This is a genomic window from Marinomonas pollencensis (assembly GCF_003387375.1).
In the GTDB taxonomy this organism is placed as follows: domain Bacteria; phylum Pseudomonadota; class Gammaproteobacteria; order Pseudomonadales; family Marinomonadaceae; genus Marinomonas; species Marinomonas pollencensis.
Genome location: NZ_QUNG01000035.1, coordinates 1 through 1867 on the forward strand (window position 1 = coordinate 1; position 1867 = coordinate 1867).

Annotated in this window: 2 protein-coding genes; both read left to right on the plus strand. The window is 38.5% G+C overall.

All coding sequences use genetic code 11. The annotated features are described in order from the left end of the window. The first annotated feature begins 103 nt into the window (after positions 1-103). A complete protein-coding gene (locus tag DFP81_RS18060) occupies positions 104-646 on the plus strand; it encodes an SDR family oxidoreductase (protein WP_281272054.1) in 543 nt (180 codons plus the stop codon). A 934-nt stretch (positions 647-1580) separates the two neighbouring features. After that, positions 1581-1748, plus strand: coding sequence for a hypothetical protein (locus DFP81_RS18305; RefSeq protein ID WP_181903142.1), 168 nt, complete (start codon positions 1581-1583; stop codon positions 1746-1748). The last annotated feature ends 119 nt before the right edge of the window (positions 1749-1867 follow it).

Here is a 1867-nt window from a genome sequence, read left to right on the forward strand (position 1 = left end):
ATCATGAAAGGCCACACACAGGCAATGGAGGTAAACCACCTCTCATAGCAGCTTAACTTCTACTTTTAAATGCAGTTAAAAAAGGGAGGACTACCATGTCACTATAGGTGAGAGCGTTAAAGCATTGGTTGACTTAGCAGTAACGACGTTTGGTCGCGCAGATGTGATGATCAATAACGCTGGTATTATGCCGCTTTCACCTTTAAGTGCGCTGAAAGTAAAAGAGTGGAATGACACCATCGATGTGAATATAAAGGGTGTACTTAATGGTATTGCCGCCGCACTTCCAGTGTTTGAGCAACAAGAAACTGGTCACTTCATTAATATTTCCTCTGTTGCCGGTCATAAAGTTTCGCCAGCGAGCAGTGTGTATGCAGGTACTAAATTTGCCGTTCGTGCAATTAGTGAGGGGCTACGTATGGAGGTGGGTCGTAATATTCGCACAACTGTCATCTCACCTGGACTCATTGATTCTGAGCTTAAACATGGCACCTCAGATGCAACGATCTCTCAATTTGTGAATGAGGTGTATAACGATGCCATTTCTGCGACGTCTATCGCTAATGCTGTCGCTTATGTGATTGAACAGCCAAACGATGTTGATGTTAACGAGATTGTACTGCGCCCTACAGTACAAGAATTTTAACTGGCACTAACAGTATGTGTGGTCGATATGGCGTGTGTCGACCATGATCTGTTGTAGTGGATGAGTAATTTTGGACACCTGATTAGAGGTTTGCAATACCTTAGGTAATCTATGGGCTGCTAATTTAGAAGAAGCACTGGCACAGTTCTGTCCAGAAATGAGTTAGGGCTAGTATGATACGTTGAATGCTCAGTTGTGGCTCAATTCAGACTTGGTAGTAGCAATTAGCATGAACCTATATTTTTGTAAGTTGAATGTAATAAAATTACTACCTGAGAAATTAAATTGAGTTTAATGCCACTAAAAAATTGTTAGCTTATGCTTTATTTCTTTTTCAACTTATGGTTCAAAGAATTACGCAGCTAATTGATTCTTGGTAGGGTGGTTTGTCATTTTATGGTTCAATCAACACTATTCTGTAAAATACCTCAAAAATTTATAAATTAAAATCATAATCTGTCCTAGTCTATTTCAAGTTGTTATTCCATTACAGTTTATGGAATGGGTGTATTTACAATCGCAATCTTCGTAAGCCCAGCCTAAACAACACCTTAAAATTGTCTCGCGTTTTAAACTTCTGAAACAATATTGTGCGAAAGTACCTTATAGTTTGACGCTTGCCTGAATATCGAGTTTTCTTTTTTTGTCTCTTGTTTCGAAAATAAGTCCTAGCTAGTTTGCTATTGATGTAGCTATTAATTTGATAGGAAATTACGTCAATACCCGCCTGACGTTAAAGGCGTCAAGTATTTGGTGGTTTGTCGCCTACCAATACTTGATACCATTATATATTAAATAAGCCTTTGTGTACTGGCATGGTTTTTTCTTTAATTGTGTTGGCCTTAAAACCTCAGGTGCGCTGAGTAATGTTTATAATACATAGCTTACTTATAATCATTAGATTCCGCTATTACTTGATGAGATTTCTAGCATTATGCTTGTTGGTAAAAAGAAGTATCTACACGACTTAGCGAAATTACATGAACATTTCGATATTCTTGAGCAAATTGAAAACAGTTTAAAGCAAGAAATGTTGTTTTACGCTCTTGATCAGCAAGGGGCGCAAATTCAGATAATAAGTGCACCACTCATGGTTGAGTAGGTGGCGAGAGATCAACTGCCCATAGGTGGTATTCTAACGTCGCCAAACAATTAGAGTATTACCATGAGCTATAAGCAGTTGATCGAAGGGCAACGATACCAGATTCAAGCCTATTTGTA

What these genes read in the sequence shown, in the direction of transcription:
- DFP81_RS18305 (WP_181903142.1), top strand. Translation starts at nt 1,581, where the DNA reads ATGCTTGTTGGTAAAAAGAAGTATCTACACGACTTAGCGAAATTACAT.